General features: G+C 64.8%; 26 protein-coding genes. 17 read left to right on the top strand and 9 right to left on the bottom strand.

The genetic code is table 11. The features are described 5' to 3' along the window. The first annotated feature begins 1 nt into the window (after position 1). The gene (locus IQ24_RS00130; RefSeq protein WP_145395686.1) at positions 2–883 is read left to right on the top strand and encodes a DMT family transporter; all 882 of its coding nucleotides are present in this window, start codon (positions 2–4) and stop codon (positions 881–883) included. Here the strand turns inward: IQ24_RS00130 and IQ24_RS00125 are convergent. Continuing rightward, positions 880–1467 carry a LysE family translocator gene (locus IQ24_RS00125; RefSeq protein ID WP_145395685.1) on the bottom strand — a complete coding sequence of 196 codons (588 nt, stop codon included), beginning with the start codon at positions 1465–1467 and terminating at the stop codon, positions 880–882. The genes IQ24_RS00130 and IQ24_RS00125 overlap by 4 nt on opposite strands. Positions 1468–1548: 81 nt before the next feature. Between IQ24_RS00125 and IQ24_RS00120 the strand changes: the two genes are divergently transcribed. Both IQ24_RS00120 and IQ24_RS00115 read left to right on the top strand, forming a co-directional pair. After that, the gene (locus IQ24_RS00120) at positions 1549–2013 is read left to right on the top strand and encodes an Lrp/AsnC family transcriptional regulator (RefSeq protein WP_145395684.1); all 465 of its coding nucleotides are present in this window, start codon (positions 1549–1551) and stop codon (positions 2011–2013) included. Between the two features lie 48 nt (positions 2014–2061). After that, on the top strand, positions 2062–3585 hold the full coding sequence (locus IQ24_RS00115) for an ATP-dependent DNA helicase (protein WP_145395683.1): 1524 nt from the start codon (positions 2062–2064) through the stop codon (positions 3583–3585). Here the strand turns inward: IQ24_RS00115 and IQ24_RS00110 are convergent. Next, entirely contained in the window at positions 3582–4388 is an 807-nt protein-coding gene (locus IQ24_RS00110) for an EcsC family protein (RefSeq protein WP_145395682.1), read from the bottom strand. The two genes, IQ24_RS00115 and IQ24_RS00110, sit on opposite strands and share 4 nt — an antisense overlap. A 174-nt stretch (positions 4389–4562) precedes the next feature. Between IQ24_RS00110 and IQ24_RS00105 the strand changes: the two genes are divergently transcribed. Next, entirely contained in the window at positions 4563–5030 is a 468-nt protein-coding gene (locus IQ24_RS00105) for an Ivy family c-type lysozyme inhibitor (protein ID WP_145395681.1), read from the top strand. Between the two features lie 2 nt (positions 5031–5032). On the opposite strand, the gene IQ24_RS00100 is transcribed toward IQ24_RS00105, so the two are convergent. Then, positions 5033–5620 carry a GNAT family N-acetyltransferase gene (locus IQ24_RS00100; RefSeq protein ID WP_145395680.1) on the bottom strand — a complete coding sequence of 196 codons (588 nt, stop codon included), beginning with the start codon at positions 5618–5620 and terminating at the stop codon, positions 5033–5035. A 163-nt stretch (positions 5621–5783) separates the two neighbouring features. On the opposite strand from IQ24_RS00100, the gene IQ24_RS00095 reads away from it, so the two are divergent. From IQ24_RS00095 to IQ24_RS00065, 7 genes are all read left to right on the top strand, one after another. Next, complete coding sequence (locus tag IQ24_RS00095; protein WP_145395679.1) at positions 5784–6380, top strand: flavin reductase family protein; 597 nt, start codon at positions 5784–5786, stop codon at positions 6378–6380. Continuing rightward, positions 6377–6940, top strand: coding sequence for an adenine phosphoribosyltransferase (locus IQ24_RS00090; protein ID WP_145395678.1), 564 nt, complete (start codon positions 6377–6379; stop codon positions 6938–6940). The genes IQ24_RS00095 and IQ24_RS00090 overlap by 4 nt, the downstream gene beginning before the upstream one ends. Positions 6941–7007: 67 nt before the next feature. Next, on the top strand, positions 7008–7958 hold the full coding sequence (gene ispH, locus IQ24_RS00085) for a 4-hydroxy-3-methylbut-2-enyl diphosphate reductase (RefSeq protein ID WP_145395677.1): 951 nt from the start codon (positions 7008–7010) through the stop codon (positions 7956–7958). Positions 7959–8049: 91 nt separating this feature from the next. Next, entirely contained in the window at positions 8050–8655 is a 606-nt protein-coding gene (locus IQ24_RS00080) for a glutathione S-transferase family protein (RefSeq protein ID WP_145395676.1), read from the top strand. Continuing rightward, the gene (locus tag IQ24_RS00075) at positions 8652–9254 is read left to right on the top strand and encodes a LysE family translocator (protein WP_145395675.1); all 603 of its coding nucleotides are present in this window, start codon (positions 8652–8654) and stop codon (positions 9252–9254) included. The genes IQ24_RS00080 and IQ24_RS00075 overlap by 4 nt, the downstream gene beginning before the upstream one ends. Positions 9255–9267: 13 nt before the next feature. Next, positions 9268–9732, top strand: coding sequence for a ribonuclease HI (gene rnhA / locus IQ24_RS00070; RefSeq protein ID WP_145395674.1), 465 nt, complete (start codon positions 9268–9270; stop codon positions 9730–9732). Next, positions 9729–10370 (top strand): trimeric intracellular cation channel family protein, encoded by a 642-nt coding sequence (locus IQ24_RS00065; protein WP_145395673.1) that lies wholly within the window; start codon positions 9729–9731, stop codon positions 10368–10370. The genes rnhA and IQ24_RS00065 overlap by 4 nt, the downstream gene beginning before the upstream one ends. On the opposite strand, the gene IQ24_RS00060 is transcribed toward IQ24_RS00065, so the two are convergent. From IQ24_RS00060 to IQ24_RS00050, 3 genes are read right to left on the bottom strand one after another with little or no spacing between them, the layout of a single operon-like run. After that, positions 10367–10690 carry a VOC family protein gene (locus IQ24_RS00060; protein ID WP_145395672.1) on the bottom strand — a complete coding sequence of 108 codons (324 nt, stop codon included), beginning with the start codon at positions 10688–10690 and terminating at the stop codon, positions 10367–10369. The two genes, IQ24_RS00065 and IQ24_RS00060, sit on opposite strands and share 4 nt — an antisense overlap. A 46-nt stretch (positions 10691–10736) precedes the next feature. After that, on the bottom strand, positions 10737–11138 hold the full coding sequence (locus IQ24_RS00055) for a group III truncated hemoglobin (protein ID WP_145396116.1): 402 nt from the start codon (positions 11136–11138) through the stop codon (positions 10737–10739). Positions 11139–11198: 60 nt separating this feature from the next. Continuing rightward, a complete protein-coding gene (locus IQ24_RS00050; protein WP_145395671.1) occupies positions 11199–12377 on the bottom strand; it encodes an FAD-dependent oxidoreductase in 1179 nt (392 codons plus the stop codon). A gap of 216 nt (positions 12378–12593) precedes the next feature. Here IQ24_RS00050 and ileS point away from each other — a divergent pair, with 216 nt between their 5' ends. Next, positions 12594–15518 (top strand): isoleucine--tRNA ligase, encoded by a 2925-nt coding sequence (gene ileS / locus IQ24_RS00045; RefSeq protein WP_145395670.1) that lies wholly within the window; start codon positions 12594–12596, stop codon positions 15516–15518. A gap of 53 nt (positions 15519–15571) precedes the next feature. Here ileS and IQ24_RS00040 read toward each other — a convergent pair whose 3' ends face one another. From IQ24_RS00040 to IQ24_RS00030, 3 genes are all read right to left on the bottom strand, one after another. Then, on the bottom strand, positions 15572–16786 hold the full coding sequence (locus IQ24_RS00040) for a hypothetical protein (RefSeq protein ID WP_242007841.1): 1215 nt from the start codon (positions 16784–16786) through the stop codon (positions 15572–15574). Positions 16787–17100: 314 nt separating this feature from the next. Further along, positions 17101–18075, bottom strand: a complete 975-nt coding sequence (locus IQ24_RS00035; RefSeq protein WP_145395669.1) for an HpcH/HpaI aldolase/citrate lyase family protein — start codon at positions 18073–18075, stop codon at positions 17101–17103. Between the two features lie 112 nt (positions 18076–18187). Then, on the bottom strand, positions 18188–18841 hold the full coding sequence (locus IQ24_RS00030; RefSeq protein ID WP_242007840.1) for a response regulator transcription factor: 654 nt from the start codon (positions 18839–18841) through the stop codon (positions 18188–18190). Between the two features lie 180 nt (positions 18842–19021). Between IQ24_RS00030 and IQ24_RS00025 the strand changes: the two genes are divergently transcribed. The 5 genes from IQ24_RS00025 to IQ24_RS00005 are packed head-to-tail and all read left to right on the top strand — an operon-like array spanning position 19022 to position 26034. Continuing rightward, positions 19022–20269 carry a pyridoxal-phosphate-dependent aminotransferase family protein gene (locus tag IQ24_RS00025; protein ID WP_145395668.1) on the top strand — a complete coding sequence of 416 codons (1248 nt, stop codon included), beginning with the start codon at positions 19022–19024 and terminating at the stop codon, positions 20267–20269. A 25-nt stretch (positions 20270–20294) separates the two neighbouring features. Continuing rightward, positions 20295–21491: a malate--CoA ligase subunit beta gene (locus IQ24_RS00020; protein ID WP_145395667.1), complete on the top strand. Its 1197-nt coding sequence runs from the start codon at positions 20295–20297 to the stop codon at positions 21489–21491. Between the two features lies 1 nt (position 21492). Then, positions 21493–22374 (top strand): succinate--CoA ligase subunit alpha, encoded by an 882-nt coding sequence (gene sucD / locus IQ24_RS00015; RefSeq protein WP_145395666.1) that lies wholly within the window; start codon positions 21493–21495, stop codon positions 22372–22374. Positions 22375–22387: 13 nt separating this feature from the next. After that, positions 22388–23359, top strand: coding sequence for a 2-hydroxyacid dehydrogenase (locus IQ24_RS00010; RefSeq protein WP_145395665.1), 972 nt, complete (start codon positions 22388–22390; stop codon positions 23357–23359). Continuing rightward, a complete protein-coding gene (locus IQ24_RS00005; protein ID WP_242007839.1) occupies positions 23359–26034 on the top strand; it encodes a phosphoenolpyruvate carboxylase in 2676 nt (891 codons plus the stop codon). Before IQ24_RS00010 ends, IQ24_RS00005 begins: the two co-directional genes overlap by 1 nt. Positions 26035–26165: the final 131 nt, after the last annotated feature.

Here is a 26165-nt window from a genome sequence, read left to right as displayed (position 1 = left end):
GTTGAACTGGATCGTCGTCACGCTGATCGCGGCAGCCGCCCAGACCGGGCGGAACGCCGCACAGCGCAAGCTGACGGCCGAGATCGGGACGATGGGTGCGACCGCCGTGCGGTTCCTCTTCGGCCTGCCCTTCGCTGCGGTCTTCCTGCTGGCGCTGTCGGCGACCACGCCGATCCCCACACCCGGCCTGCGGGCGCTGGTCTCGACGCTGGTGGGCGCCGCCTCGCAAATCGCCGCGACCGCCCTGATGCTGGCCGCGATGGAGCGGCGCGGTTTCGGCGTCACCACCGCGCTGATCAAGACCGAGCCGGTCACGCTGGCGATCTTCGGCGCGCTGTGGCTGGGCGACACTCTGGGCCCCGTGCACATGGCCGCGATCGCGATTGCGACCTTCGGTGTCGTGCTGATGTCGGGGACGAACTGGCGCAGCGGCGGCTGGGGCGCGGTGGGTCTTGGCATTGCGGCGGGGGCGCTGTTCGGGCTCTCGGCCATCGGCTTTCGGGGCGCGATCCTGGCCCTGCCCTACGGCCTGTCCTTCCTGCGCGCCTCGACCATCCTTGCGCTGTCGCTGCTGATGCAAAGCGCGATCATGCTGGCCTGGTTTCTGCTGCGCGACCGCGCAACGCTGCGCGGCATCATCCGGCATTGGCGCGGCTCGCTGGGGGCGGGCTTTCTGGGCGCCTTTGCCTCATTCTTCTGGTTTCACGGCTTCGCGCTGACGGCGGCGGCCAATGTGCGCACGCTGGCGCTGGTCGAGGTGGTGATGGCGCAGCTCGTCTCGGGCCGGATCTTCCGCGAGGGGGCAAGCCAGCGCCAGCTTCTGGGCATGGCGCTGATCGTTGCGGGCGTCGCGCTGCTGATCGCGGTCAGCGCCAGCGGCTAGTTCAGGATCACCGGCAGCATCGAGGCCACCAGCAGCAGCGCCATGGCGCGGTTGAACAGCATCAGCCGCCCCGGGTTCTGCAACCAGCTGCCCAGCCGCTGCCCCATGACCGCCCAGACCGCGACCGAAGGCAGGTTCACCAGCACGAAGATCACCACCACCAGCGCCACGCCGGCCCGGTCGGTCGCATAGGCCGAAAGCGCCCCCAAAGCCATGGCCCAGGCCTTCGGATTGACCCATTGGAAGGCGCAGGCCTGCAGAAAACTCATCGGTGCGGCCCCTGCGGCCCGGCCTCCGGGCGCGGCAGCCGTCGCAATCTTCCACGCCAGCCAGAAAACATAGATTATACTGGACAAATAGAGGACTTGCATGAATCGGGGATGGTCTGCGATCACCTTATCCATGCCCAGCCCCAACAGGGCGATCATGGCGCCGAAACCCAGGGCCACGCCCAGCATATGCGGGATGGTGCGCCTCAGGCCGAAATTGGCGCCCGATGCCATCAGCATCATGTTGTTGGGGCCGGGAGTGATGGATGTGACGAAGGCGAAGGCGGTAAGTGCGAGGGCGATCTGAATTGTCATCTTGAATGTCCCACGAATGTCTCGCGATATTATTTCGTAGCAGACACAATTTCAGAGTTTTATTGTTAACGAGACCCCGATATGGCGCAATTTCAAAGCGAACTGGACCTGATATCCCGCAAGATATTGCAGATCCTGTCGCATGACGGTCGCATTCCGAATCAACAGCTTGCCAACGAAGTGGGGCTTTCGCCCTCGGCCTGCCTGCGCCGGGTGCAGGATCTTGAGCGGCGGGGCATCATCGCGGGTTACCGCGCCATCGTCAGCCCACAGTCGCGCGGGAACGGCTTCACCGCTTATGTGACGGTGGGCCTCGCACGTCACTCGACCGAGGCGCAGAAGGCGTTCGAGCGCGCCTGCCTGGCCGCCCCGCAGGTCCGCGAATGCCACAACATCACCGGTGCCGCCGAATACCTGCTGCGGATCGAAGTGCCCGACCTTGACGCCTACAAGCGCTTCCACACCGATGTGCTGGGCGATTTCCCCCTGATCTCGACCATCACCACCCATGTGGTCATGGGATCGCCCAAGGATGAACGCAGCTGAGGCGGTTTGCCCTTTCGAACCGGGGCCTGCCGGGCTAACAGACGAAGCATGAGCCTTCCTGTCCTCTCCTCCGACCAGGCCGAAGCCTGGGATGCGCTGGCCGATGTGCTGGCCGAAAACGGCATCGACCTGACCACGGAAGAGATCCTGCCGCCGCAGCCCGGCAAGGCCCGGGTCATGGCAGTGATCGGCAAGGCGGGCTCGGGCAAGACGCTCCTGCTGGCGGAACTCTCGCGCGTGCTGCGCGAGGCGGGCGTCGACATCATCTCGGGCGATTATGAGGCCAAGCGCCGCAAGGATCAGCGCACCGCCGCGATTCTTGCGCCCACGAACAAGGCGGCCTTCGTTCTGCGCATGCGCGGCGTGCCCGCGACGACGATCCACCGCATCCTTTACACCCCGATCTATGACCCCGAATACGAACGCATCGCCGAATGGCTGACGGGCGTGGGCGAGCGGCCGCAGATCCCCGAACTGACCGATGAGGCGCTGGACCGCGCCAAGGCCTTCTATGACCAGCACGCCTCGATTCCCGGGGCGCTGGCGGCGGCGGGTTTGCGCGGCTCGGACTTCATTCGCGGCTGGAAGCGGCGCGAGGACGGGCTGGACATCGGGTTGATCGACGAGGCCTCGATGCTGGACCAGCGCCAGTTCGAGGATCTGCGCGAGATCTTCCCGGTGCTGATCCTCTTCGGCGACCCGGCCCAGCTGGCCCCCGTGGGTCAATCGGGCGAGATGGTCTTCGACAAGCTTGCCCCCTCGCAGCGGCTGGTCCTGAACCGCATCCACCGGCAAAGCGACGACAGCCCGATTCTGGACCTCGCCCATGCGCTAGCCGATCCGGAACTGGAATTCGACGGGTTCGAGCGGATGGTCCGGCAGGCCGCCGCCCGCGACCCCCGTGTCATCTGGGCCGAGCGTGTGGAAAGCGATCTGATGGCGCAAAGCCCGGTGCTGGTCTGGCGCAATGTGACGCGGATCAAGCTGATCCAGGCCTTCCGCGCCGCCTATGGCGCGCCGGGCGACGCGCTTCTGCCGGGCGAGCCGCTGATCTGCGACGGGTTGGAACTGCCGCTCAAGCATCGCAAGAAACGCATCGACCTTGAGGCGCGCGGGCTGATCAAGGGCGCGCAGGTCGTCTATCTGGGACCGGGGCGCAAGCCCGGCTTCTCGCGCCTGCATGTGGTGGGGGCCGAAGATCCGCGCCTCTCGGCCGCCAGCATCATCAAGATCGAGGCCCCCGACGTCGAGGAACCCTTCATCCCCTATGCCGCGCGCATGGGCGCGACCTTCCTGCATGGTGCGGCGGTGACGATCCACAAGGCGCAGGGCTCGCAATGGCCGGATGTGCAGGTTTTTGCGCCGGACATCTCTGCCGCCGCATGGTCGAACCGCACCGAGGCGGGCATTCCGCTGTGGAAGCGGCTGGCCTATGTGGCGATCACCCGCGCGCAGGAACGGCTGCACTGGATCGTGAAATCCCGGCTGGCGCGCCCCTCGGCCCCGCTGGGGATCGACCATCTGGACGCGCCCGTCGCCGGGCTGCAACTGGCAATCGAGACCGAGGATTAGGCCGAGCGGCGCTCTTTGCCGTCGAGCTGGCGCATGCGCAGCTCCAGCGCTTCGACCAGCGCCTCGCGCGGCAGGCCGGTTTCGCGCGCAAGTCGCATCAGGCCAAAGTTCACCCGTGCGAGTTCCTGATAATAGCGGGTGAAGCTGTAGTTGATCGCCGCCCCCGCCGCCGCGCCCAGCACCGGCGTCGCCTGTGCCGCCAGTTTCTGCGCCATGGTCGCAGACAGTTTCGGCGCAACCTTGGTGATCAGCCCCTGCAGCGTCGTGCCGGTGATCGACATGCGCGCGGCCAGTAGGCCCAGATCGGCGCCATCGTCATCGGCCAGCGGACCCGCCGAGGCAAAGACACGCAGCGCCTCGGCCCGCACCTCATCGCTGTCGGGGTCGAACCCATGCTCGGCTGCGATGTCGAGGATCGCGCGCAGCAGCAGCGTAATCGTCACCGGCAGTTCCAGCGACGCCCCCGCGATCCCGGCAAAGCCGCCAATCGCCCCCGAGGCTGTCGAGAGCAACCGGTTGAACCAGTCGCCCCGGTCCTTGACCAGCCGCCGCGTCCGGGTGGCCGCATCAAAGGCACCGTTGAGCCCTGCCGTGGTAATCCGGTCGATGCGGCTGCGCACCGGCTCGGGCAGACGCTCGATCAGCCCTTCGGCCTTGCCGCCGATGGTGTTCAGGATCTCCATCCCCAGACCGCCCGCATCCTTGTAGCGCCGTGCCAGACGCGCAATCTCGGCGTGAACGGTGGGATCGTCGATCGGAGGAAGGACGACCGGGGCTTTCCTGGCGGGTACGTTGCGGTTCATCAACTCTGCCTGGGCGATTGTGGCGCCGGGTTTCCCTGCCCGCAGGATACCGGCCCGGGACCAGAAGCGGTCCCATCATGAATCTGTGTACTCTGCAGGGGGAAACAATCCCCCGCCTTGCAAGTTCCCTTAGCAGCCAACAGCCTGCACATCGAACAACCCGAAGGACCCAAGATGAGAATGATCGCAACCGCCGTCGCAATCCTGCTGACCACTGCCCCAGTTTTCGCGCAGGATGCCAAGCCTTCGCTGGCCGATCTGGCGACCGACAGCGCGATGAAAGAGGCCTTCGACAAGATGGCCGCAGATCACCAGATGCCCGACTGGATCGCTGCGAATGCCGTGACCTCCGAGGGCGATGAGGTCTCGTTCGACGGGAAAACCTATCTCGCCATGTCGGCCTGCAAGCAGCATGATTGCGGCGCGAATGCGATGGCGGTGCTCTATGAGCCGCAAGAGAAGGTGATGTACGGGGTACTTTCGACCAGCGAAAACGACGGTGCCAGCGAAAAACTGGAATGGCTGAACATCGGCGGCAATGCCGAGTCGATCGACGGCAAGACCCTGCTTTACGCAACGCTGACGGGCAGCGTCACGAACCATCCAGACGACTTCAAATACACCTCGGAAGCCACGGAATAAGTTCAACCTTTGGAGAGGTTGGCCTGCGAGGGCTCGACCTCTTCACAGCTTCCGCGCAGCCCGGGCGTTTCGGCGATCTCTTCCAGTCCCGCCAGAACGTCCGGTGCCGTCTCACGCTCAACCAGACCGGTCACGCCCTCCCATGCGCCGGGCTGCAACTCCAACCCCAGCACACGTTCGGGGTTGGTGGGCGGCGGCATCTCGACACCTTCGAGCTTATTAAAGCCAAAGCGCTGATAATACGGCAGATCACCGACCAGCATGACGCGCGCCCAGCCCATCTCACGGGCCTTTTCCAGACTTTCGCGCATCAGGAACGCGCCCAGCCCCTCGCCCTGCGTGGTCGGGTGGACCGACACCGGCCCGAGCAGCAGAACCGAGCGGCCCGAGATCCGAACCGGCCAATAGCGGATCGAGCCGACCAGCACGTCCATTTCGTTACGCAACACAAGGCACAGCGCCGAGACGGGCGGCACGCCGTCCCGCAACCGGTACGAGGAGAGCGCCGTCCGGCCCGGCGCAAAGCACAGGTCCAGAAGGGCCTCGACCTCATGAATGTCGTCAGCGGTCTCGGGGCAAAGCTCATACATCCGGGCCACGGCTCCAACGCGGTGTGAGGGCAGCGTTGCCCGATAACATGCAGTTGCACGGTATTAAACATCCCGCACGACCATGTGACGATAAAATCGCTGCGTCTTGACGTGACCGAGAAGCACAGGCAGACCAAAGCGACCCAAACGTCGCGAGATCCCCATGTTCTATCGACCCGAGGAAGGGCACGGCCTGCCCCATAATCCGCTGAACGCCATCGTCGCGCCGCGACCCATCGGCTGGATTTCATCGCGCGGTGCGCTTGGCGACAATCTGGGGCCCTATTCCTTCTGCAACCTCGTGGCCTATGTGCCGCCGCAGATCATGTTCGCCTCGACCTCGTCAAAGCCCGACCGCCCGCAGACCAAGGACAGCGTGGCGCAGATCGCCGAATCGCGCGTCTTCTGCGTCAATATCGCCGATGGCGCGATGCGCGATCAGGTGAACGCAAGCTCGGCCGCCCTGCCTGCCGGTGTCAGCGAATTCGAGGCAGCCGGCATCGCCTCGGCCGAATGCGAGACCATCGACTGCCCCCGCGTTGCCCATGCGGCAGCATCGCTCGAATGCCGCATGACGCGGATCCTGCGGCTGGCGGGCGATGCGAACTGGATGGTCCTTGGCGTCGTCACCGGCATCCATCTGCGCGAGGATTGCATTGTCGATGGCCGGTTCGACCTGCGCGCCAATGGATGGCTTTCGCGGCTGGGCTACAAGGATTACACGACCACCACCTCGACCTTCGAAATGGAACGCCCATGAGCACGGCCAGAAACGGCTTCACCCGCGACACCAGAACCGTCCGCGACTATATCCGCACGATCCATGACTTCCCGCATGAGGGCATCATCTTCCGCGATGTGACCACGCTGTTTGCCGATGCGCGTGGGTTCCGGATGGCGGTCGACCAGTTGCTGGCCCCCTATGCCGGGCTTGCGATCGACAAGGTCGTGGGGCTTGAGGCGCGGGGCTTCATTCTGGGCGGCGCGATTGCGCATCAGCTGTCCGTGGGCTTCGTGCCGATCCGCAAGAAGGGCAAGCTGCCCGGTGCTGTCGTCAGCCAGACCTACAAGCTGGAATATGGCGAGGGCGTGATGGAGATCCATGACGACGCGCTGGTGCCCGGCAATCGCGTTCTGATCGTCGACGACCTGCTGGCGACGGGCGGGACTGCTGCCGCCGGGATCTCGCTGTGCGAGCGGCTGGGCGCCGAGGTCATCGGCTGCGCCTTCGTCATCGACCTGCCGGATCTGGGGGGCCGCGCGCTGCTGGAAGAACTGGGGCAGGATGTCCATGTGCTGACCTCGTTCGAGGGCAAATGAGCGTGATCGGTCCTTTGGATCAGCCCGCCGCCTTGCAGTGGCCCACGCCCAAGGGTAGGTCAGAGGCATGAGCACGCTTTCGCCCCTGACCCTCTATCTGGCCGCCCCGCGCGGCTTTTGCGCCGGTGTCGACCGGGCCATCAAGATCGTCGAACTCGCGCTGCAGAAATGGGGCGCGCCGGTCTATGTGCGCCACGAGATCGTGCACAACAAATTCGTCGTCGACGGGCTGCGCGACAAGGGCGCGGTCTTTGTCGAGGAGCTGGACGAATGCCCCGATGACCGCCCGGTGATCTTCTCGGCCCATGGTGTGCCGAAGGCGATCCCCGCCGAGGCGCGCCGCCGCGACATGGTCTTTGTCGATGCGACCTGCCCTCTGGTCAGCAAGGTCCATGTCGAGGCCGAGCGTCACCATGCCGAGGGCCTGCAGATGGTCATGATCGGCCATGCCGGTCACCCCGAGGTTCTGGGCACCATGGGACAGTTGCCGCAGGGCGAGGTTCTGCTGGTCGAGACCGTCGCGGATGTGGCGGGCGTCGTGCCGCGCGATCCCGCGCGTCTTGCCTTCATCACCCAGACCACGCTGTCGGTCGATGACACCGCCGAGATCGTCGCGGCCCTTCAGGCGCGCTTTCCCGCCATCATCGGCCCGGCCAAGGAAGACATCTGCTATGCCACCACGAACCGGCAGGCGGCCGTCAAGGCGATTGCCGACCGGATCGAGGCGCTGCTGGTGATCGGGGCACCGAACAGCTCGAACTCGCGCCGTCTGGTCGAGGTGGGAAGTGCCGCCGGATGTGCCTATTCGCAGCTTGTCATGCGCGCCGATGAGATCGACTGGCGCGCCATCGAGGGTGCGCGTGCGGTCGGCGTCACCGCCGGGGCGAGCGCGCCCGAGGTTCTGGTCGATGAGGTCGTCGACGCCTTCCGGCAGCGCTATGATCTGACGGTCGAGCTGGTCGAGACGGCGCTGGAGCGGGTCGAATTCAAGGTGCCGCGGGTTCTGCGCGAGGCGTGATCGCTTTGCCGAGGTGAGCGAGAGGGGGCTCTGCCCCCGGCCCTGCGGGCCTCCCCCGGGATATTTCGACATGAAAGATGGAGACCCGTCCGTGAAGCTTTATTCGATGCCCTCATCCGGAAACAGCTACAAGGTGCGGCTGCTCATGGCGCTGCTGGGGCGGGAGTGCCAGATCGTCGATGTCGAGGACAGCTCGGTTGCGCTGGCGGAGGCCAGGGCGGAGGGGCGGTTGCCCTTTGGCAAGGCTCCGGTTCTGGAGCTGGATGACGGGCGCTTGCTGCCGGAATCGAATGCGATCCTGATGTGGCTGGGGGAAGGGTCGGCACTGGTGCCGTGTGATGCGTTTACCCGCGCCGAGATGCTGGCCTGGATGTTCTGGGAGCAGAACCAGCATGAGGGGGTCGTCGCGGTTCGGGGGGCGCTGCAGTTCTATCCTGCGCGGCGCGCGCTGGCGACGCCCGAGCGGCTGGCCGAGTTGCTGGAGCGCGGGCATGCGCTGTTGCAGATCATGGAGGACCGGCTGGCGCGCCATGACTGGCTGGTCGGGGAAAGCTTGACGCTCGCCGATCTGACGCTTTACGCCTATACCCATACGGCGGGGTCGCGCGGCGGTTTCGAGATGCAGCGTTTTCCCGGGGTCAATCGCTGGCTGGGGCGCATTGCCGCCCTGCCCGGATATAAAGGGTTGGACGGATGAGCTGGGATTATCTGCTGACGGCCTTCATCGTCTGTGTCTCTCCGGGGATCGGGGTGGTCTATACGCTTTCGATGACGCTGGGCGGCGGGATGCGGGCGGGCTTCTGGGCGGCCATCGGCTGCACCATCGCCACGATATTCCACATGATCGTCGCCATGGCCGGGCTGGCGGCGGTGCTGCACACCAGTGCGGTTCTGTTTCAGGCGGTGAAGCTGATGGGCGTGGCCTATCTGCTGTGGATGGCCTGGGCGGTGTTGCAGGATCGGGGCAGCATGTCGGTCGCGCCCGCAGAACCTGCGCCGCTGGGGCGGATCGTCTGGCGCGGGGTGCTTTTGAACATCCTGAACCCGAAGCTGCCGCTGTTCTTCATGGCGTTTCTGCCGCAATTCATGGCCGCCGGTTCCGGCCTGCCGCTGATGGCCGAATTGGGCGCGGTGTTTTCGCTGGTCACCTTCCTGACCTTTCTGGGCTATGCGGCCCTGGCGGCCAGCGGGCGCGATGCGCTGCTGGGATCGGCGCGGGCGATGCGCTGGATCCGTCGGGCGTTTGCGGCCTCATTCGGGGCCTTGGGGCTGAAACTGGCGCTGGCGCGCGCCTGACGGGATTGCAAGAATGACGGAACTTCACGCCTGGACCGATGGCGCCTGCAGCGGCAACCCCGGCCCCGGAGGCTGGGGCGTGCTGATGCGCGCCATGGATGGCGACACCATCGTCAAGGAGCGCGAGCTTTCGGGCGGCGAGCCGGACACCACCAACAACCGCATGGAGCTGATGGCGGCGATCTCGGCGCTGGAGGTGCTGACGCGCGCCAGCGCGCTGACCCTGACGACCGACAGCGCCTATGTGAAGAACGGCGTCACGCAATGGATGCACGGCTGGAAGCGCAACGGCTGGCGCACCGCCGACAAGAAGCCGGTGAAGAATGTCGATCTGTGGCAGCGTCTGGATGCCGCGCAGGCGCGCCATCAGGTTCGCTGGGAATGGATCAAGGGCCATGCCGGCCACCCCGAAAACGAACGCGCAGATGAGCTGGCCCGCGCCGGCATGGCACCTTACAAACCGGCCAAGGCAGGATGACACAGATCGGGCTTCTGGTCTCGTTTCTGGACTATGCCAGCGTCTTCATCTTTGCGCTGACCGGCGCGCTGGTTGCGAGCCGGGGGCAGCTGGATCTGGTCGGCTTCATCTTCTTTGCCACGCTGACCGGGATCGGCGGCGGCACCATGCGCGATCTGATGCTGGGGCGCCTGCCGGTCTTCTGGGTCGACCGGCCCGAGCTGATCCTGCTGACCGCGGGCTCGGCCGTACTGGTCTTTGTCACCGCGCATCTTCTGGAAAGCCGCTACAAGGCCTTGTTATGGCTGGATGCCATGGCGCTGGCAGTGGCCGTTCCCGCCGGGGTGGGCGTGGCGCTGAGCATGGAGGTCAGCCCGACGGTCATCGTGGTGATGGGGATGACCACGGGCACGATGGGCGGGCTGATGCGGGACGTGGTCAGTAACGAGGTGCCGCTGATCCTGAAGCAGGGCGAGCTTTACATCACCGCCGCCTTTGCGGGCGCGCTGGCGGCGGTCATCTTGCTGCAACTGGATGTCGCCCGTCCGATTGCCCTGCTCGTCTGCTCGGCCGTGGTGATCGCGCTCAGGGCGGGCAGCATGACCTGCGGCTGGCGGCTGCCGGTCTATAAGCCCCGGCCGCCACGCGACCCGCTTTAGGCCTCGGACCAGACCGCCATTTCGGTCCCGCCGGGCTCGAGGAACTGGAAGCGGCGTCCGCCGGGGAAGGCGAAGATGGGCTTGGTGATCTGACCGCCCGCCGCTTCGACGCGGGCCAGCGCCGCCTCAAGATCATCGGTTTTCAGGATGACCAGCGGTGCACGCGTGGGGCCTGCGGCAATGCCTCCGGTCAGGCCCGCGCCCGAGATCTCCTGATACTCGGGGCCGTAGTCGACAAAGTCCCAGCCGAAGGCTTTGGCAAAGAAGCCTTGCGTCTTCTGAAGCTCGGGCGAGGAGAATTCCAGATAGTCGATCTGCATGAGGGCCTCCCGGACTGTTCCCGTTTTGTTTACACCCGTAGGGGTGCTAGCGCAAGATCGGCGGACCGCTGCGGGGGGCGCGAATATCCTCGACCCCCATGCGCAGGCCCGCGCCGATGCGATGGGCCAGGGCCGACCATGCGCGCGCCGTTTCGGGCTGCAGGACCCGGCGCAGGGTTTCGTCAAAGAGCATCAGCCAAGGGGCGAAATGATCGGCTTTCACATCGCCCGCCGCCAGATGTGTACGCATCGGGTTGCCGTCATAATTGCGCTCATAAAGGATCGCATTGCGCCAGAAGCGACAGATCTTTTCCTCATGCGCGGGCCAGTCGTCGACATGGCGGGCGAAGACCGGGCCCAGCACCTCGTGCCGGCGGACGGCGGAATAGAAGACCGCGACCACCTGGTCGATTTCTTCTGCCGTGATATCGAAACGCGAAAGGCTCATGTCGATGGATATGGCGCGACCGGGCAGCGCCCGCAAGGCGGCGACTTGCCGCGCCCTGCCCTAAGGCAGGCGCAGACCAGAGAGCGGCGGGATCAGGTCGCCCGCGACAAGGCGCGTCAGCATGCCCCGCACGACCGGCAGGCCCGAGACGGGTGCGAGAAGGCGGTCGCGTAACAAGGGCAGGACGCGGCTGTCGGATTGATAAAGCGGGGTCAGGAAGGCGCTCATCGTCTGATAGATCCAGACATGCCAGCGCCGGATGTGGGCGAAATCGGCCAGCGCATCCTCGGGGCCACTGCGAAGCGCGGTGACCAGCGCGAGGGCATCCAGAAGCGCCATATTCGCCCCCTGCCCCAGTTGCGGGCTGGCGCGATGGGCGGCGTCGCCCAGATGGACAAGGCCGGGCGCGTGCGGCCGGATCAGCGTGCCGTGGCTGTAGCGCGCGGGCGTCATATCAGCGGTCGTGCGGATCGTCTGCAGGAACGGTGCCATCTGCGGCCAGAGGCGTTCCGCCTGCCGCTTCCACGCCTCAACCGGCGCGACCTGCCATTCGGCGATGCGGTCCTGCGGCAGCGACCAGAAGACGGCGGCGATGGGCTGGGGGTCGTCCGGGCGTTGCCCGATGGGCAGAATACCGATCATGTGGTTGGCGCCCAGATAGCATTGCCGCAGCCTTTCGCGGCAGAAGGCGGTCTGCTCGGGCCAGGGAACGGTGCCCCAGACCGCGCCGAAGCGCAGCGGGCGCGACCTGAGCGGCGAGAGGGCTGAGCCTGCACCGCTGGCGTCGATGATCAGGTCGAAGGGGCCGAAATCACGCCCGTCCTCCAAGAGGACCCGGCGGCAGCGACCGTCCTGCGGGGCTGAGGTCACCCGCGCCGAGGTGACGACGGTCAGGCCCTCGGCCCGGGCCTGCCGCCAGAGGGATTCGAAAAGGCTCGCGCGGTGGATGCCGCGACCGGGCGCGTCCTTGGGGTAAGAGACATCCAGCGCCACCCGCCCGCGCCGCGCCTCATGCCCCTGCATGCGGCGGATGGGGCTGGACCAGTCGCGGGCATTCGCACCCGCGCCGATCAGATCCAGCACCGCAAGCCCGACCGGCTGGATGACCAGACCCGAGCCGACCGGCCGGGGCGCGTCGAACTGGTCGAAGACCGTGACCTCATGCCCGTCCCGCGCTGCCAGCACGGCGGTTGCAAGGCCGCCGATCCCGGCCCCGGCTATGGCGATTTTCTGTCCCATGCGAACCGCTTGCCGCATGGCGCGCGCGCTCGCAAGGGTGCGCGGCACCGCATCTGACAATACCGGCCAGACCGCTTGCAGGTCGGGGGCCGAGTTCATATAAACCCAACCATGTTCAGCATGGACCGGATTCATCGAATTAGTGTCCCGGCGGCGCAGGGGATCCTCGCCGTCGGGTAAAGCGCGCCTGCCCTGCAACCGAAGGATTCCCGCCTGATGAGCGACACCAAGACCGACACCGCCGCGCCCGATTACCGTGACACGGTGTTTCTTCCCGAAACCGATTTTCCGATGCGCGCAGGCCTTCCGCAGCGCGAGCCCGAATGGCTGGCCCGCTGGGAGCGTCTGGGCATCTATGACCGCCTGCGCCGCGAGAAGGGCCGCTCGCCCTTCATCCTGCATGACGGCCCTCCCTATGCGAACGGCAACCTGCACATCGGGCATGCGCTGAATAAGGTGCTGAAGGATTTCATCACCCGCAGCCAGCAGATGATGGGCCGCGACGCCCGCTATGTGCCGGGCTGGGACTGCCACGGCCTGCCGATCGAATGGAAGATCGAAGAGCAATACCGCCTGAAGCAGAAGAACAAGGACGATGTCGATATCGTCGAGTTCCGTCAGGAATGCCGCAAATTCGCCGAGGGCTGGGTCGAGACGCAGCGTGAAGAGTTCAAGCGTCTGGGCGTGACCGGGAAATGGGACGATCCGTACCTGACGATGAACTATCACGCCGAGGCGGTGATCGCGGCCGAGTTCATGAAGCTTTTGATGAACGGCAGCCTCTATCAGGGGTCGAAGCCGGTCATGTGGTCTCCGGTCGAGAAGACCGCGCTGGCCGAGGCCGAGGTCGAATATCACGACCACACCAGCCACACGATCTGGGTGCGATTCCCGGTGGAGACGTCGCAGGGTATTTTTGCAACGAAGAAGCCCGCGAGCGTGGTGATCTGGACCACGACGCCCTGGACCATCCCGCAGAACCGCGCCGTCGCCTATCACCCCGAGATCGCCTATGGGCTCTATGAGCTGGGCGAGGTGGCCGAGAATGCGACCGCCAAGGCGGGTGAGTTGATCGTTGTGGCCGATGCGCTGGCCGAGGCGGTGATGAAGGCCGCGAAGGTCGAAAGCTTTACCCGCCTCGCCGATGTCACCGCCGCCGATATGGAGGGGCTGGTGCTGTCGCATCCGTTCCGTGGCGTCGAGGGTGGCAATGGCGAATGGGATTATGACGTCCCGCTGCTGCCGGGCGATCACGTCACCGATGACGCGGGCACGGGCTTTGTCCATACCGCGCCGTCGCATGGCGATGACGACTATCAGCTGGGTCTGAAGTTCGGCCTGCCGATGACCTATAACGTTGAGCCGGACGGCAGCTATCGCCCCGATCTGCCGCTGTTCGGCGGGCAGGCGATCATCACCCCGGAAGGGGGCGAGGGCCCGGCCAATGTCTCGGTCCTGAAGCAGCTGGCCTGGTCGGGCGGGCTTCTGGCCAAGGGCAAGATCAAGCACAGCTACCCGCACAGCTGGCGCTCGAAAGCGCCGCTGATCTATCGCAACACGCCGCAGTGGTTCGCCGCCATCGACAAGGTGCTGGGCGATGGCATGGACGAATATGGCACGACGATCCGCAGCCGTGCGCTGACCTCGATCGACAAGCTGGTGCGCTGGACGCCGCAGACCGGGCGGAACCGTCTGTTCTCGATGATCGAGCACCGGCCCGACTGGGTGCTCTCGCGTCAACGCGCCTGGGGCGTGCCGCTGACCGTCTTCGTGCGCAAGGGTGCCAAGCCCGATGCCGAGGACTTCCTGCTGCGCGACCAGCGCGTCAACGACCGCATCATCGCCGCCTTCGAGAAGGACGGTGCCGATGCCTGGTATGCCGAGGACTTCAAGGCCCGCATGCTGGAGGGCGTTGCCGCGCCCGAGGATTACGTTCAGGTCATGGACGTGCTGGATGTGTGGTTCGACTCCGGCTCGACCCATGCCTTCGTGATCCGTGACCGGGCCGATGGCTCGCCCGACGGGATTGCGGATCTGTATCTTGAGGGCACCGACCAGCATCGCGGCTGGTTCCATTCCTCGATGTTGCAGGCCTGTGCGACGCGGGGCCGCGCGCCCTATCGCGGCGTGCTGACGCATGGCTTCACCCTGGATGAGAAGGGCATGAAAATGTCCAAATCGCTGGGAAATACCGTCTCGCCCGCCGATGTCATCAAGGAATATGGCGCGGATATCCTGCGTCTTTGGGTCGCCCAATCGGATTACACCGCCGATCTGCGCATCGGCAAAGAGATCCTGAAGGGCACCGCCGACAGCTATCGCCGTCTGCGCAACACGCTGCGCTTCGTGCTGGGGAACCTCGACGGGTTCACCGAGGCCGAGCGCGTCGAGCCCAAGGACATGCCCGAGCTGGAGCAATGGGTGCTGCACCGTCTGGCGCAGCTGGATCAGCAATTGCGCAAGGGCTATGACGCCTATGACTTCCAGGGCGTGTTCCAGACGCTTTTCCAGTTCGCGACCACCGATCTGTCGGCCTTCTATTTTGACATCCGCAAGGACGCGCTTTACTGCGACGCGCCTTCGGGGCTGGAGCGGCGTTCGGTGCGCACAGTGCTGGACATCCTGTTCCAGCGTCTGGTGACCTGGCTCGCGCCGATCCTGCCCTTCACCATGGAGGACGTCTGGCTGAGCCGCTTCCCGGGCGAGGATGACAGCGTGCATCTGCACGACTTCCCGGTGACGCCTGCCGCCTGGCTGAACGAGCCTCTGGCTCAGAAATGGGACGCGATCCGCCGGGCGCGGCGCGTGGTCACGGCGGCGCTGGAGCTGAAGCGGGCGGACAAGGTCATCGGCTCGTCGCTGGAGGCGGCACCGGTGATCCATGTCGAGGATGCCCCGGTGCTGGCGGCGCTGCAATCGGTCGATTTCGCCACCGTCTGCATCACCTCGGATCTGGTGCTGACCGGCGATCCGGCCCCGAATGAAGCGTTCCGTCTGGCCGAGGTGCCGGGCGTCGGCGTGGTCTTCGAGACCGCCGAAGGCGAGAAATGCCAGCGCTGCTGGAAGATCCTGCCCGATGTGGGCGAGCATAAGCATCCGGGCACCTGCGCCCGCTGCGATGAGGCCCTGAGCCTGCGCTGAGTGACAAAGGCCCGCTGAAAACAGCGGGCCTTTTTATTTCCGGGGCGTGGGCGTCAGAACCACCAGCCCTCTTTGCGCAGGCGGTGGCGCAGCAGGTTTTCGGGCATGGCGTCGATCTCGGCCTCGAACATCGGACGGATCACATCGCGCCCACCCTGTTCGGTGACCACGCGGCGAAACTCTTCATCGCCCTGCATCAAGGGGGCAATCGCGGGGTCACGCGTCACGGCCTCATAGGTATCTAGGACCTGCTCATTCTCGCGCGCGTACATCAGCGGCAGGTTGCGGTAGTGGCAGGTGACCGCCCCGTCGAGACCGTCGAGGGCCGCATCGGGACGCCCGCCGCCCAAGGAATGGATGACCAGCGGCAGCACCACCTGATCAAGCCACGGATCGAGGCTCTGGCAGGCCAGCGCATCGCCCGGCTCGTCCCGGACGGCGCGCGCCCATGCGAGGAAGCGGCGACCGAATTCAGCGGGGTCCGGCCCGAAGAACCAGCCTGCGTTGAAGTAGAGGTAATGCTCCCAATGCTCATCGGGCTGGCTGGGGTCCAGCGTCGAGGCGAAATCGAGGCCGAACCGGTCATAGAGCGATTTCCAGATACCCGAGAAACCGGGGCCGTAAAGCGGCGGCTGCGGCCAGGTCCCCGTGCGGCGCATCGAGGCCGAGGGGCGCGCAAAATCCAGTGCCAGGCTTTCCAGCGGGCCGGTCACCAGCGTGTCGCTGTCAAAGAAGATGAAGGGCTCATCCGCGGGCAGGACCGCAAGCGCCTCGATCTTGTTGCCATAGGGATAAGAGCGGCCGAAATGCTGGGCGGTGAAGGGCAGGATTTCCGCCCCGAAAGCGGTCAGCGCATCGCGGGTCGGCTGCGTCATGCGCACCTGCGCGTCCGACCAGGCGCCGTCGTTCTGCGGCTCGGCCACGATCAGCCTGCCCTGCCACTGCGGCGAGTTGCGCCGAAGGCTCGCGGCAAAGATCGCCGCCTGACGGCCAATCGCGCCGTTTTGCCCGACCAGCAGGATGTTGAAAGGCCGGGTCTGGATGGCGGGAGGGGGCAGCGCGGCGGGCTTGCGCTTGACGCGGGGCTTCGGCGCTTCGGTACGGGCCGGTGCAGCGGGCTTGCGTTGGGCCTGACGCTTGGCCTTATTCTCTTCGCGCCGCGCCTCACGCTCGGCCTTGTTCGCAGCCTGACGGTTGGCGCGCTCTTGGGCTTTAAGCTCTGCCTTCAGGGCCTGCGCATCGTCTTTCCCGGCATCCTGACCGCTCATCTGAAGGTCGTCCCTTTGCTTTCGTCCCGCAATCGCCTCTGCATATTCCCCGCCGGGGCGGGCGATTCAAGCTCTGACCGGGAGGGAATGGGTTGATGGGCGCGGTCCCGCCCGCCGTGAGCACTGGAACAGTACCTACAATTTACTTCAGAATACGTAGATAGTTAGTTGTTTAATATATATTATAATAGAAGTTAATAGCGGGTTCGCGTCAGATTCGGGATCGCCATAAGCGGCGACCCTAATCGACGGTCAAACGCAGATTGGCCGGAGCAGCGATGCTCCGGCCAGTCATTTTCACTCAGATCTAGGCCTCAGGCGGCGATCTGACGAGCCTTCTGGACCAGCACTTCAGCCTGACGGATCGACGCGTAGTCGATCAGGCGGCCGTCCAGCGACACCGCGCCTTTGCCTGCGGCTTCGGCTTCCGCCATCGCCTTCAGGATCTTTTCAGCACGCTCGACTTCAGCAGCCGAGGGGCTCATCACTTCGTTCGCCAGAGCGATCTGGCTGGGGTGGATCGCCCATTTGCCTTCGCAGCCCAGAACGGCGGCGCGATAAGCGGCGGCCTTGTAGCCATCCGGGTCCTGGAAGTTGCCGAAGGGACCGTCGATCGGGCGCAGGCCGTTCGCGCGGGCGGCGACGACCATGGTCGCCAGCGCGTGGTGCCACATGTCACCCCAATGGATCTGACGCGAGCCATCGGCCGCCGGATCGGTCAGGACCGAGTAATGCTCGTTCACGCCGCCGATGACGGTGGTGCGTGCACGGGTCGAGGCCGCATAGTCGGCAACGCCGAAATGCAGGCTTTCGTTGCGCTTCGAAGCGCCGGCGATGGCCGCGACGTTCTGCATGCCAAGCGCGGTTTCGATGATGTGCTCGAAACCGATGCGCTTTTTATAGCCCTTCGCATCCTCGATCTGCGTCACCATCATGTCGACGGCATAGACGTCGGCGGCGGTGCCCACTTTCGGGATCATGATCAGGTCCAGACGCTCGCCCGCCTGTTCCACGACGTCGACGACGTCGCGATACATGTAGTGGGTGTCGAGGCCGTTGATTCGCACGGACATCGATTTTTTGCCCCAGTCGATCTCGTTCAGGGCCTTGATGATGTTCTTGCGCGCCTGCGCCTTTTCATCGGGCGCAACTGCGTCCTCGAGGTCGAGGAAGATCACGTCAACGTCTGATTCCGCTGCTTTTTGGAACATGTTGGGCTGGCTGCCGGGGACGGCCAGCTCGCTGCGATTCAGGCGTGCCTGGGCTTGTTCAATAGGATGGAAGCTCATCTTTTGGGTGCTCCTGCCGGGTTGTTGAAATCCCCGCAAGGAAGGGAGCAACTTTCTTTCCTGTCAATAAAGAACCGCGAACTATTATTCCGCAGACGACTTAAGTCTCATATCATCTGCCACTTGTGTCGGGCTTTCGGCCCTGGTTGTTGGAATAGAAAAACGCGATGGCCTGAGCCCGGTTTTTCACCGCCAGCTTGTCGTAAAGGTTCGACAGGTGGAACTTCACGGTGTTGGTGGTGATGCCGAATTGCTGGGCCAGTTCACGGTTCGTCATCCCGGTCGCCAACGCCTCGAGCATCTTCGTCTCGCGTTTCGAGAGCATGTTCATCGGGTCGTTCTGCAACTGCCGAACGTCTAGATAGGGGAAGATCATCCGCCCCGCCGCAACCGAGGCGCAGGTCTCCAGCAGCGCCTCGACCGGGCCGTTGCGGGCGACGAATCCCGCCGCCCCTGCCCCAAGCGCGCCCAGATGCGCATCGCTGCCCTCATCGGCGTAAACCACGATGCGCGGCGCGTGCTCCTGTTCGCGCAGCACCTCAAGCAGCCGCGCGCCGCCCAGAATCGGCAGGTTCCAGTCGATCACGCCCACCTGCGCCGGAACCCGCATGGCCGTTCCCAGAAAGCCCTCGGCCGTCGAGGCCGTCGCGACCAGAGAGAATCGCGGATGACGCTCGAACACCTCGGCCATCGCGCTGAGAACCAGCGGGTTGCTGTCGGCCAGCATGATCGAAATTACCGAATCTTTCGTCCCAGAGTTGTTCATTTCGCCCCTAAAACCACCCATTTAGGTAGGCATGTCTCCGCGAAAAGTCGCAGAACTACCCATTAGTATAGTCGATTTCCTACCAAAAGAAATATCAAAAAGCAGGAGCAACTGACGTTGTTGAAAGGCCCGTTAAGGTTTTTCCTGTCATTCAGTTTAGTAGATCAAAGGGAAACAACGATGACTGAAGCAACGATCTTCGGGCAGCTTGAGATCCCCCCGACGCTGGCAGCAGGTCCGGGGCCCGGCAACACCGATCCGCGAGTCCTGCAGCGTTTTGCCAGTGCAGGCGTGGCCGACCACATGCAGGCAGACGTCCTGCGCGGCATGGTCGAGTGCAAGCTGATGCTGCGCGAAGTCATGGGGACCAGGAATGTCTACACCTTCGGCGTGGCCGGAACCGGCTGGAGCGGCCTTGATACGCTGTTCAGCGCCGTTCTGCCCGGCGACAAGGTGGTGATGTTCGTGAACGGCACCTTCTCGGGCATCGACGGGCTGACCGTCCGCATGAAAGCCTCGACCGCCGAGGAGCTGGCCGCGAACCCGCTGGACCCCCAGCCCGCCTCGGTCACCATCATCAACGTCCCGCATGGCCAGTCGGTCACCGGCGAGATCGTCGAGAAGGCGCTGGCCGAGCACAAGCCGAAATGGGCCGCCATGGCGCATTGGGAAACCGGCTCGGGCCGCATCAACGACATCCGCGGCTTCTCGGATGCCTGTGAAAAGCATGACGTGATGGGTCTGGTCGACGCCGTGTCGTCGCTGGGCGTCGAAGATTTCGCCATCGATGATTTCCCGGGCGTCCATGGTTGGGCCTCCTGCCCGCAGAAGGGCATCTGCTGTCTGCCGCTGACCTATGCGCCGGTGTCCTTCTCGGACCGCTATATCGCGAACCTGCGCAAGACCGGGACCCGTACCTTCGTGCACCACCCGATCCTGGAAGCGCGTCACTGGGGCATCGTCGACGGCAAGGACGTCGAAAAAGGCACCTATCACCGCACCCACAGCGCCTATGCCGTCTGCGCCTTCCACGAAGCGCTGCGCATCACGCTGCAGCAGACCGTGGCCAAGCGCGCCCGCGACTATGCGTTCCACGAGGCCGCGCTGCGTGAAGCCGTGACCGCGATGGGTTGCAAGGTGACCTCGGACATGACCTCGCTGGTCGTTCTGAACCTGCCCGATGGCCTTGCTGGCCGCGAACAGGAACTGGTCCAGACCTGCCGCTCGAAAGGCTTCGGCATCTGGCCGACGCTGTCCGAGCCCGTCCAGGTCCGCATCGGCATCCTGAACCTGCTGAACCAGCGCGCCATCACCGAGATCGTGCAGCGCTTCGCTGACGAGATGTCGGCCATGGGCGCCAATATCGACATGCAGACCGTCATGGCTGGCCTTGAGCGTCACTACAAGACCGCTGTCGCCGCCGAGTAATTGCACCCTTTGGGAGGAGGATTAGATGGACATTCATGAGTATCAGGCGAAAGAGATCCTGAATAATTTCGGGGTCGGAATCGCACCGGGCGCGCTGGCCTACAGCCCCGAGCAGGCAGCTTACCGCGCCCGCGAACTGGGCGGCGACCGTTGGGTCGTCAAGGCTCAGGTCCATGCAGGCGGTCGCGGCAAGGCTGGCGGCGTCAAGGTCTGTAACAGCGACACCGAGATCCAGCAGGTCACCGAAGAGATGTTCGGCCAGAAGCTGGTCACGCATCAGACCGGCCCGGAAGGCAAAGGCATCTACCGCGTCTATGTCGAAGCGGCTGTGCCGATCGCCCGCGAAATCTATCTGGGCTTCGTTCTGGACCGCGCCAGCCAGCGCGTGATGATCGTGGCCTCGGGTGAAGGCGGGATGGAGATCGAGGAAATCTCGGCCGAGCGTCCGGAAAGCATCGTGCGCGCCACGGTCGAACCGGCTGTCGGTCTGCAGGAATTCCAGTGCCGCGAAATCGCCTTCGCGCTTGGCATCAAGCCGGCGATGATCCAGCAGATGGTGCGCACGCTGAAGGGCTGCTACCGCGCCTTCCGCGAACTCGACGCGACCATGGTCGAAGTGAACCCGCTGGTGATCACCTCGGACGACCGCATCCTGGCGCTCGACGCGAAGATGACCTTCGACAACAACGCTCTGTTCCGTCACCCGCAGGTGGCCGAGTTGCGCGACAAGTCGCAGGAAGACCCGCGTGAATCGCGTGCGGCAGACGGCGGCCTCTCCTATGTCGGTCTTGAGGGCAACATCGGCTGCATCGTGAACGGTGCCGGTCTGGCCATGGCCACCATGGACACGATCAAGCTGGCCGGTGGCGAGCCTGCGAACTTCCTCGACATCGGCGGCGGTGCAACGCCCGAGCGTGTGGCGAAAGCCTTCCGTCTGGTGATGTCGGACAAGAACGTGCAGGCCGTGCTGGTCAACATCTTCGCCGGTATCAACCGTTGCGACTGGGTGGCCGAGGGCGTGGTCAAGGTTCTGCGCGAAAACCCGGTCGACGTGCCGGTGGTCGTGCGCCTGGCTGGCACCAATGTCGAAGAAGGTCAGAAGATCATCGCGCAAAGCGGTCTTCCCCTGATCCGCGCCACCACGCTGAACGAGGCCGCTGAACGTGTCGTCGCTGCATGGAAAAGCGACAATGCCCGCAACACCAATCTGAAAGTCGTCTGAGATGAGCATTTTTCTGGATAGCGACACCCCCGTCATCGTTCAGGGCATCACCGGCAAGATGGCCCGTTTCCACACCAAGGAAATGATCGAATATGGCACCAATGTTGTCGGCGGCGTCGTCCCCGGCAAAGGTGGCGAGACCTGTGAAGGCGTTCCGGTGTTCAACACCGTCAAGGAGGCCGTCGAGGCCACCGGCGCCGAAGCTTCGCTGGTCTTCGTGCCGCCGCCCTCGGCTGCCGACTCGATCATGGAAGCCGCCGATGCGGGCATCCGCTACTGCGTCTGCATCACCGACGGCATCCCGGCGCAGGACATGATCCGCGTGAAGCGCTACATGTACCGCTACCCGAAGGAAAAGCGGATGGTGCTGACCGGCCCGAACTGTGCGGGCACGATCAGCCCCGGCAAAGCGATGCTGGGCATCATGCCGGGCCACATCTATCTGCAGGGCAACGTCGGCATCATCGGCCGTTCGGGCACGCTGGGCTATGAGGCTGCAGCGCAGCTGAAAGAGCGTGGCCTCGGCATCTCGACCTCGGTCGGCATCGGTGGCGACCCGATCAACGGCTCGTCCTTCAAGGATGTCCTCGAGCAGTTCGAGAACGACCCCGACACCCACATCATCTGCATGATCGGTGAGATCGGTGGCCCGCAAGAGGCGGAAGCCGCGGACTATATCCGCGACCACGTCACGAAGCCGGTCGTCGCCTATATCGCGGGCCTGACCGCACCCAAAGGCCGCACCATGGGCCATGCGGGCGCGATCATCTCGGCCTTCGGCGAAAGCGCCTCGGAAAAGGTCGAGATCCTGACCGCTGCCGGTGTCACCATTGCGGAAAACCCGGCTGTGATCGGCGAGACCATCGCCCGGGCCATGCAGTAAACAGGGGGGAAAGATGGCGAAACCCAGGGTTCTTGTCACCCGTCGCTGGCCCGCTGCTGTCGAAGCGCGTCTCAATGACCTCTTCGAAGTTCAGCTGAACCGTGACGACAAGCCCATGCAGCCCGAAGAATTTCGGGCTGCCATGGGCCAGTACGATGCGATCCTGCCGACGGTGACCGACAAGCTCGGCACGCCTTCGATGGAGATCGAACGCCCGCAAACCCGCATCTTCGCGAATTACGGTGTCGGCTTCAGCCACATCGACGTCGAGCGCGCCTCGGGTCACGGCATTGTCGTGACCAACACGCCCGACGTGCTGAGCGAATGCACCGCCGATCTGGCCATGACGCTGATGCTGATGGTGGCGCGCCGCGCCGGCGAAGGCGAACGTGAGCTGCGCGCGGGCGAGTGGACCGGCTGGCGTCCGACGCATCTGGTCGGGACGAAAGTCTCGGGCAAGACCCTGGGGATCATCGGATACGGACGCATCGGGCAGGAAATGGCCCGGCGCGCCCACCACGGCTTCGGGATGAAGATCCTGGCCTATAACCGCAGCCCCGTCGCCCCCGAGGTGCTGGCCCAGAACAAGGCCACGCAGATCGCCTCGATCGACGAGCTGCTGCCGGAATGTGACTTCATCTCGCTGCATTGTCCCGGGGGCGCGGCCAACCGCCACCTGATCAATGCACGCCGCCTGGGTCTGATGCGTCCTGACGCCTATCTGATCAACACGGCGCGCGGCGAGGTCATCGACGAAAGCGCGCTGGCGCAGGCGCTGTGGTATGAAACCATCGGCGGCGCGGCACTGGACGTCTTCGACGGCGAGCCGACGATCAACCCCGACCTCAAGCAAAGCGAGCGTCTGGTCATGCTGCCACACTTAGGCAGCGCGACCCGCGAAGCGCGCGAGGCCATGGGCTTCCGGGTCATCGACAATCTGGAAGACTTCTTTGCAGGGCGCGAACCGCGCGATCGGGTGAACTGATGGCAGATGGGGCTGTTGGGATCGACACCGGGAACATGCAGAAAACCCGGCAGGATAAATACGCGGAAGCGTTGCGCAATGACCTGCGCGGGCTCTGGCGGCGTGTCCTTGAACGGCGCGCGCCGCAGATCCTGCCAGCCCTTGCGCATGAGGGGGGCGGCCAGCTTGATGCCGCCAACCTCACCGAGTATCTGCAGGGTCTGAACATCTGGTTCCAGATCCTGCGGATCATCGACGAAAACGTCGCGACCCGCTTGCGTCGCACGGTCGAGGCCGAAACCGGCCCCGGCGCGGTCGAGGGCAGCTTTGCCCGCGTGCTGGAAAAAGGGGCCGACATGCCCCTGCCCCAGTTCCGCGCCACGGCCGGTCACCTTCTGGTGGGCCCGACCCTGACCGCCCACCCGACCGAGGCCAAGCGCGTCACCGTTCTGGAAATCCACCGCCGCATCTATCGCATGCTGGTTGAGCTGGAGAATACGGCGCTGACGCCCCGCGAACGCGACGGGCTGATGCAGGCCATCGAATGCGAAATCGACCTTCTGTGGATGACGGGCGAACTGCGGCTTGAGCGTCCCTCTCCGAATGACGAGATCGCCTGGGGCCTGCAGTTCTTCCGCGACAGTCTTTACGACGCCGCCGTCCATGTGACGGGCCGCTATCAGCTGGCGGTCGACACGCATTTCGGCGCCGATGGCGAGGTCACGCCCTGCCTGCATTTCCATTCCTGGATCGGCGGCGACCGCGACGGCAACCCCGGCGTCACCGTGGCCACGACCCGCTATGCCCTGCGTCAGGCCCGCGCCGCCATCCTCGAGCGGCATCGCCAAAGCGTGACGCTGGCCGCCCAGCGGCTCAGCATCAGCAGCACCATCTCGCAACTGGCCGACACGGCCCGCGAAGAGCTGCGCGCCGTCATCGACGCGGCCCCCCTGCCCGAGGGCCAGCAGCCGCGCAACACTGGCGAGATGTTCCGTCAGGCGATGAGCGCGATCGAGCGCCGTCTGGCCGCGACCGCCACTCCGGATGACACGAATGCCGCGCTGGCCTATCCGCATGTGCGCAACTTCATCGCCGAGCTGCGCCGGGTCGAGACCGCGCTGGACGCGATTGGCGCGGAAAATCTGGCGCGCCAGTTCATCCGTCCGATCCGCTGGCAGACCGAGGTTTTCGGCTTCCGCACCTTCACACTGGACGTGCGCCAGAACTCTTCGGTCACGACCCGCGTTCTGGGCGAGATCTGGGGCGAGGATGCCCCCAGCTATGGCACGCCCGAATGGACGCAGCGCCTGCGGACCGAACTGTCGCAGCCCGAACTGCCCCGCATGGAGCGTACCCGTCTTGGCGATGAGGCGCATGAGCTGCTGGATCTGCTGAAGCTGATGCATGAGACGCATCTGAGCGCCGATCCCCGCGCCATCGGGCCGTTCATCCTGTCGATGACCCGGTCCAGCGACGACCTGCTGGGGGTCTATCTGCTGGCGCGCTATGCCGGTTTCGGTGTCGAACGGGTCGATCTGAAGGTCGTGCCCCTGTTCGAGACCATCGAAGACCTGCGCGCGGCGCCGCAGATCCTGAACGAGCTGCTGCGCGTCCCGCTGGCTCGGCGCAGCCTCGAAGACGGCAATCGCCGCATCGAGATCATGCTGGGCTATTCCGACAGCAACAAGGACGGCGGCTTCCTCTGCTCCAGCTGGGAGCTGGAAAAGGCGCAACGCAGCATCACCAAGGTGCTAGCGGGCCACCGGTTGGTTCCCTCGTTCTTCCACGGTCGCGGCGGTTCGGTCAGCCGTGGCGGCGCGCCGACGGAACGGGCGATTGCCGCTCAGCCCAGCGGCACGGTCAACGGCCAGCTGCGCACGACCGAACAGGGCGAGGTCGTCTCGGCGAAATTCGCCAATGTCGCGACCGCGCAGCATGAGCTGCAGCGGCTGGCGGCCTCGGTTCTGGCGCAATCGCTGCAAACGGCGGCGGCGCCCGGCTCGGCCGAGTTCAACGACACCATGGAGGCTCTGGCCGCCATGTCGCAGACAACCTATCGCGGGTTGCTGCACCGGCCCGGCTTCATCGACTATTTCCAGCAGGCGAGCCCGGTCGAGGAACTGGCGAAGCTGAAGATGGGCTCGCGCCCCGCGCGGCGCTTCGGGGCGCAAAGCCTTGACGATCTGCGCGCCATCCCCTGGGTCTTTGCCTGGTCGCAGAACCGCCAGCTGATCACCGGCTGGTATGGTTTCGGCGCGGCCGTCGCGAACTATCGCCGCTTCCATCAGGAAGCGGGCGACGAGACGCTGGCGCGGATGTTCAAGGAATCGCGCGTTTTCCGCCTGATCGTGGATGAGGTCGAGAAATCGCTCTTCCACGCCGATATGGAGATCGCGGCGAAATACGCGACGCTGGTCAAGGACCCGGCGGTGCGCGACGACATCTTCGGCCGCATCTGCAAGGAATATACCGACACCTGTGACGCGGTGACCTTCCTGAACGGCGGCCAGCAGATCGGGCAGCGTTTCCCGAACATGTCGGCCAATTACAACCGTGTCCGCGAGGATCTTGTTCGCGTGCACGATCTGCAGATCAGCCTTTTGCATGACTATCGCGCCAACCCCGGACGCGACAGCCTAGTGCCCCTGATGCAGACCATGAATTGCATTTCGTCAGCCCTGGGCTGGACCGGTTAGAGAGGAGCTAACATGAACGTACAAAACCCCCTGCAAGGATTCTTCACCGAGACGCTTGACAGCCGTGACCCCGCGATTTTCGGGGCGATCCGGCAGGAGCTTGGCCGCCAGCGCGAGGAGATCGAACTGAT

The sequence above is a fragment of the Paracoccus sulfuroxidans genome, assembly GCF_007830335.1.
GTDB classification, from domain to species: Bacteria; Pseudomonadota; Alphaproteobacteria; order Rhodobacterales; family Rhodobacteraceae; genus Paracoccus; species Paracoccus sulfuroxidans.
The sequence above is the reverse complement of the archived record's forward strand: the minus strand, read 5'-3'. Positions and strand labels throughout refer to the sequence as shown.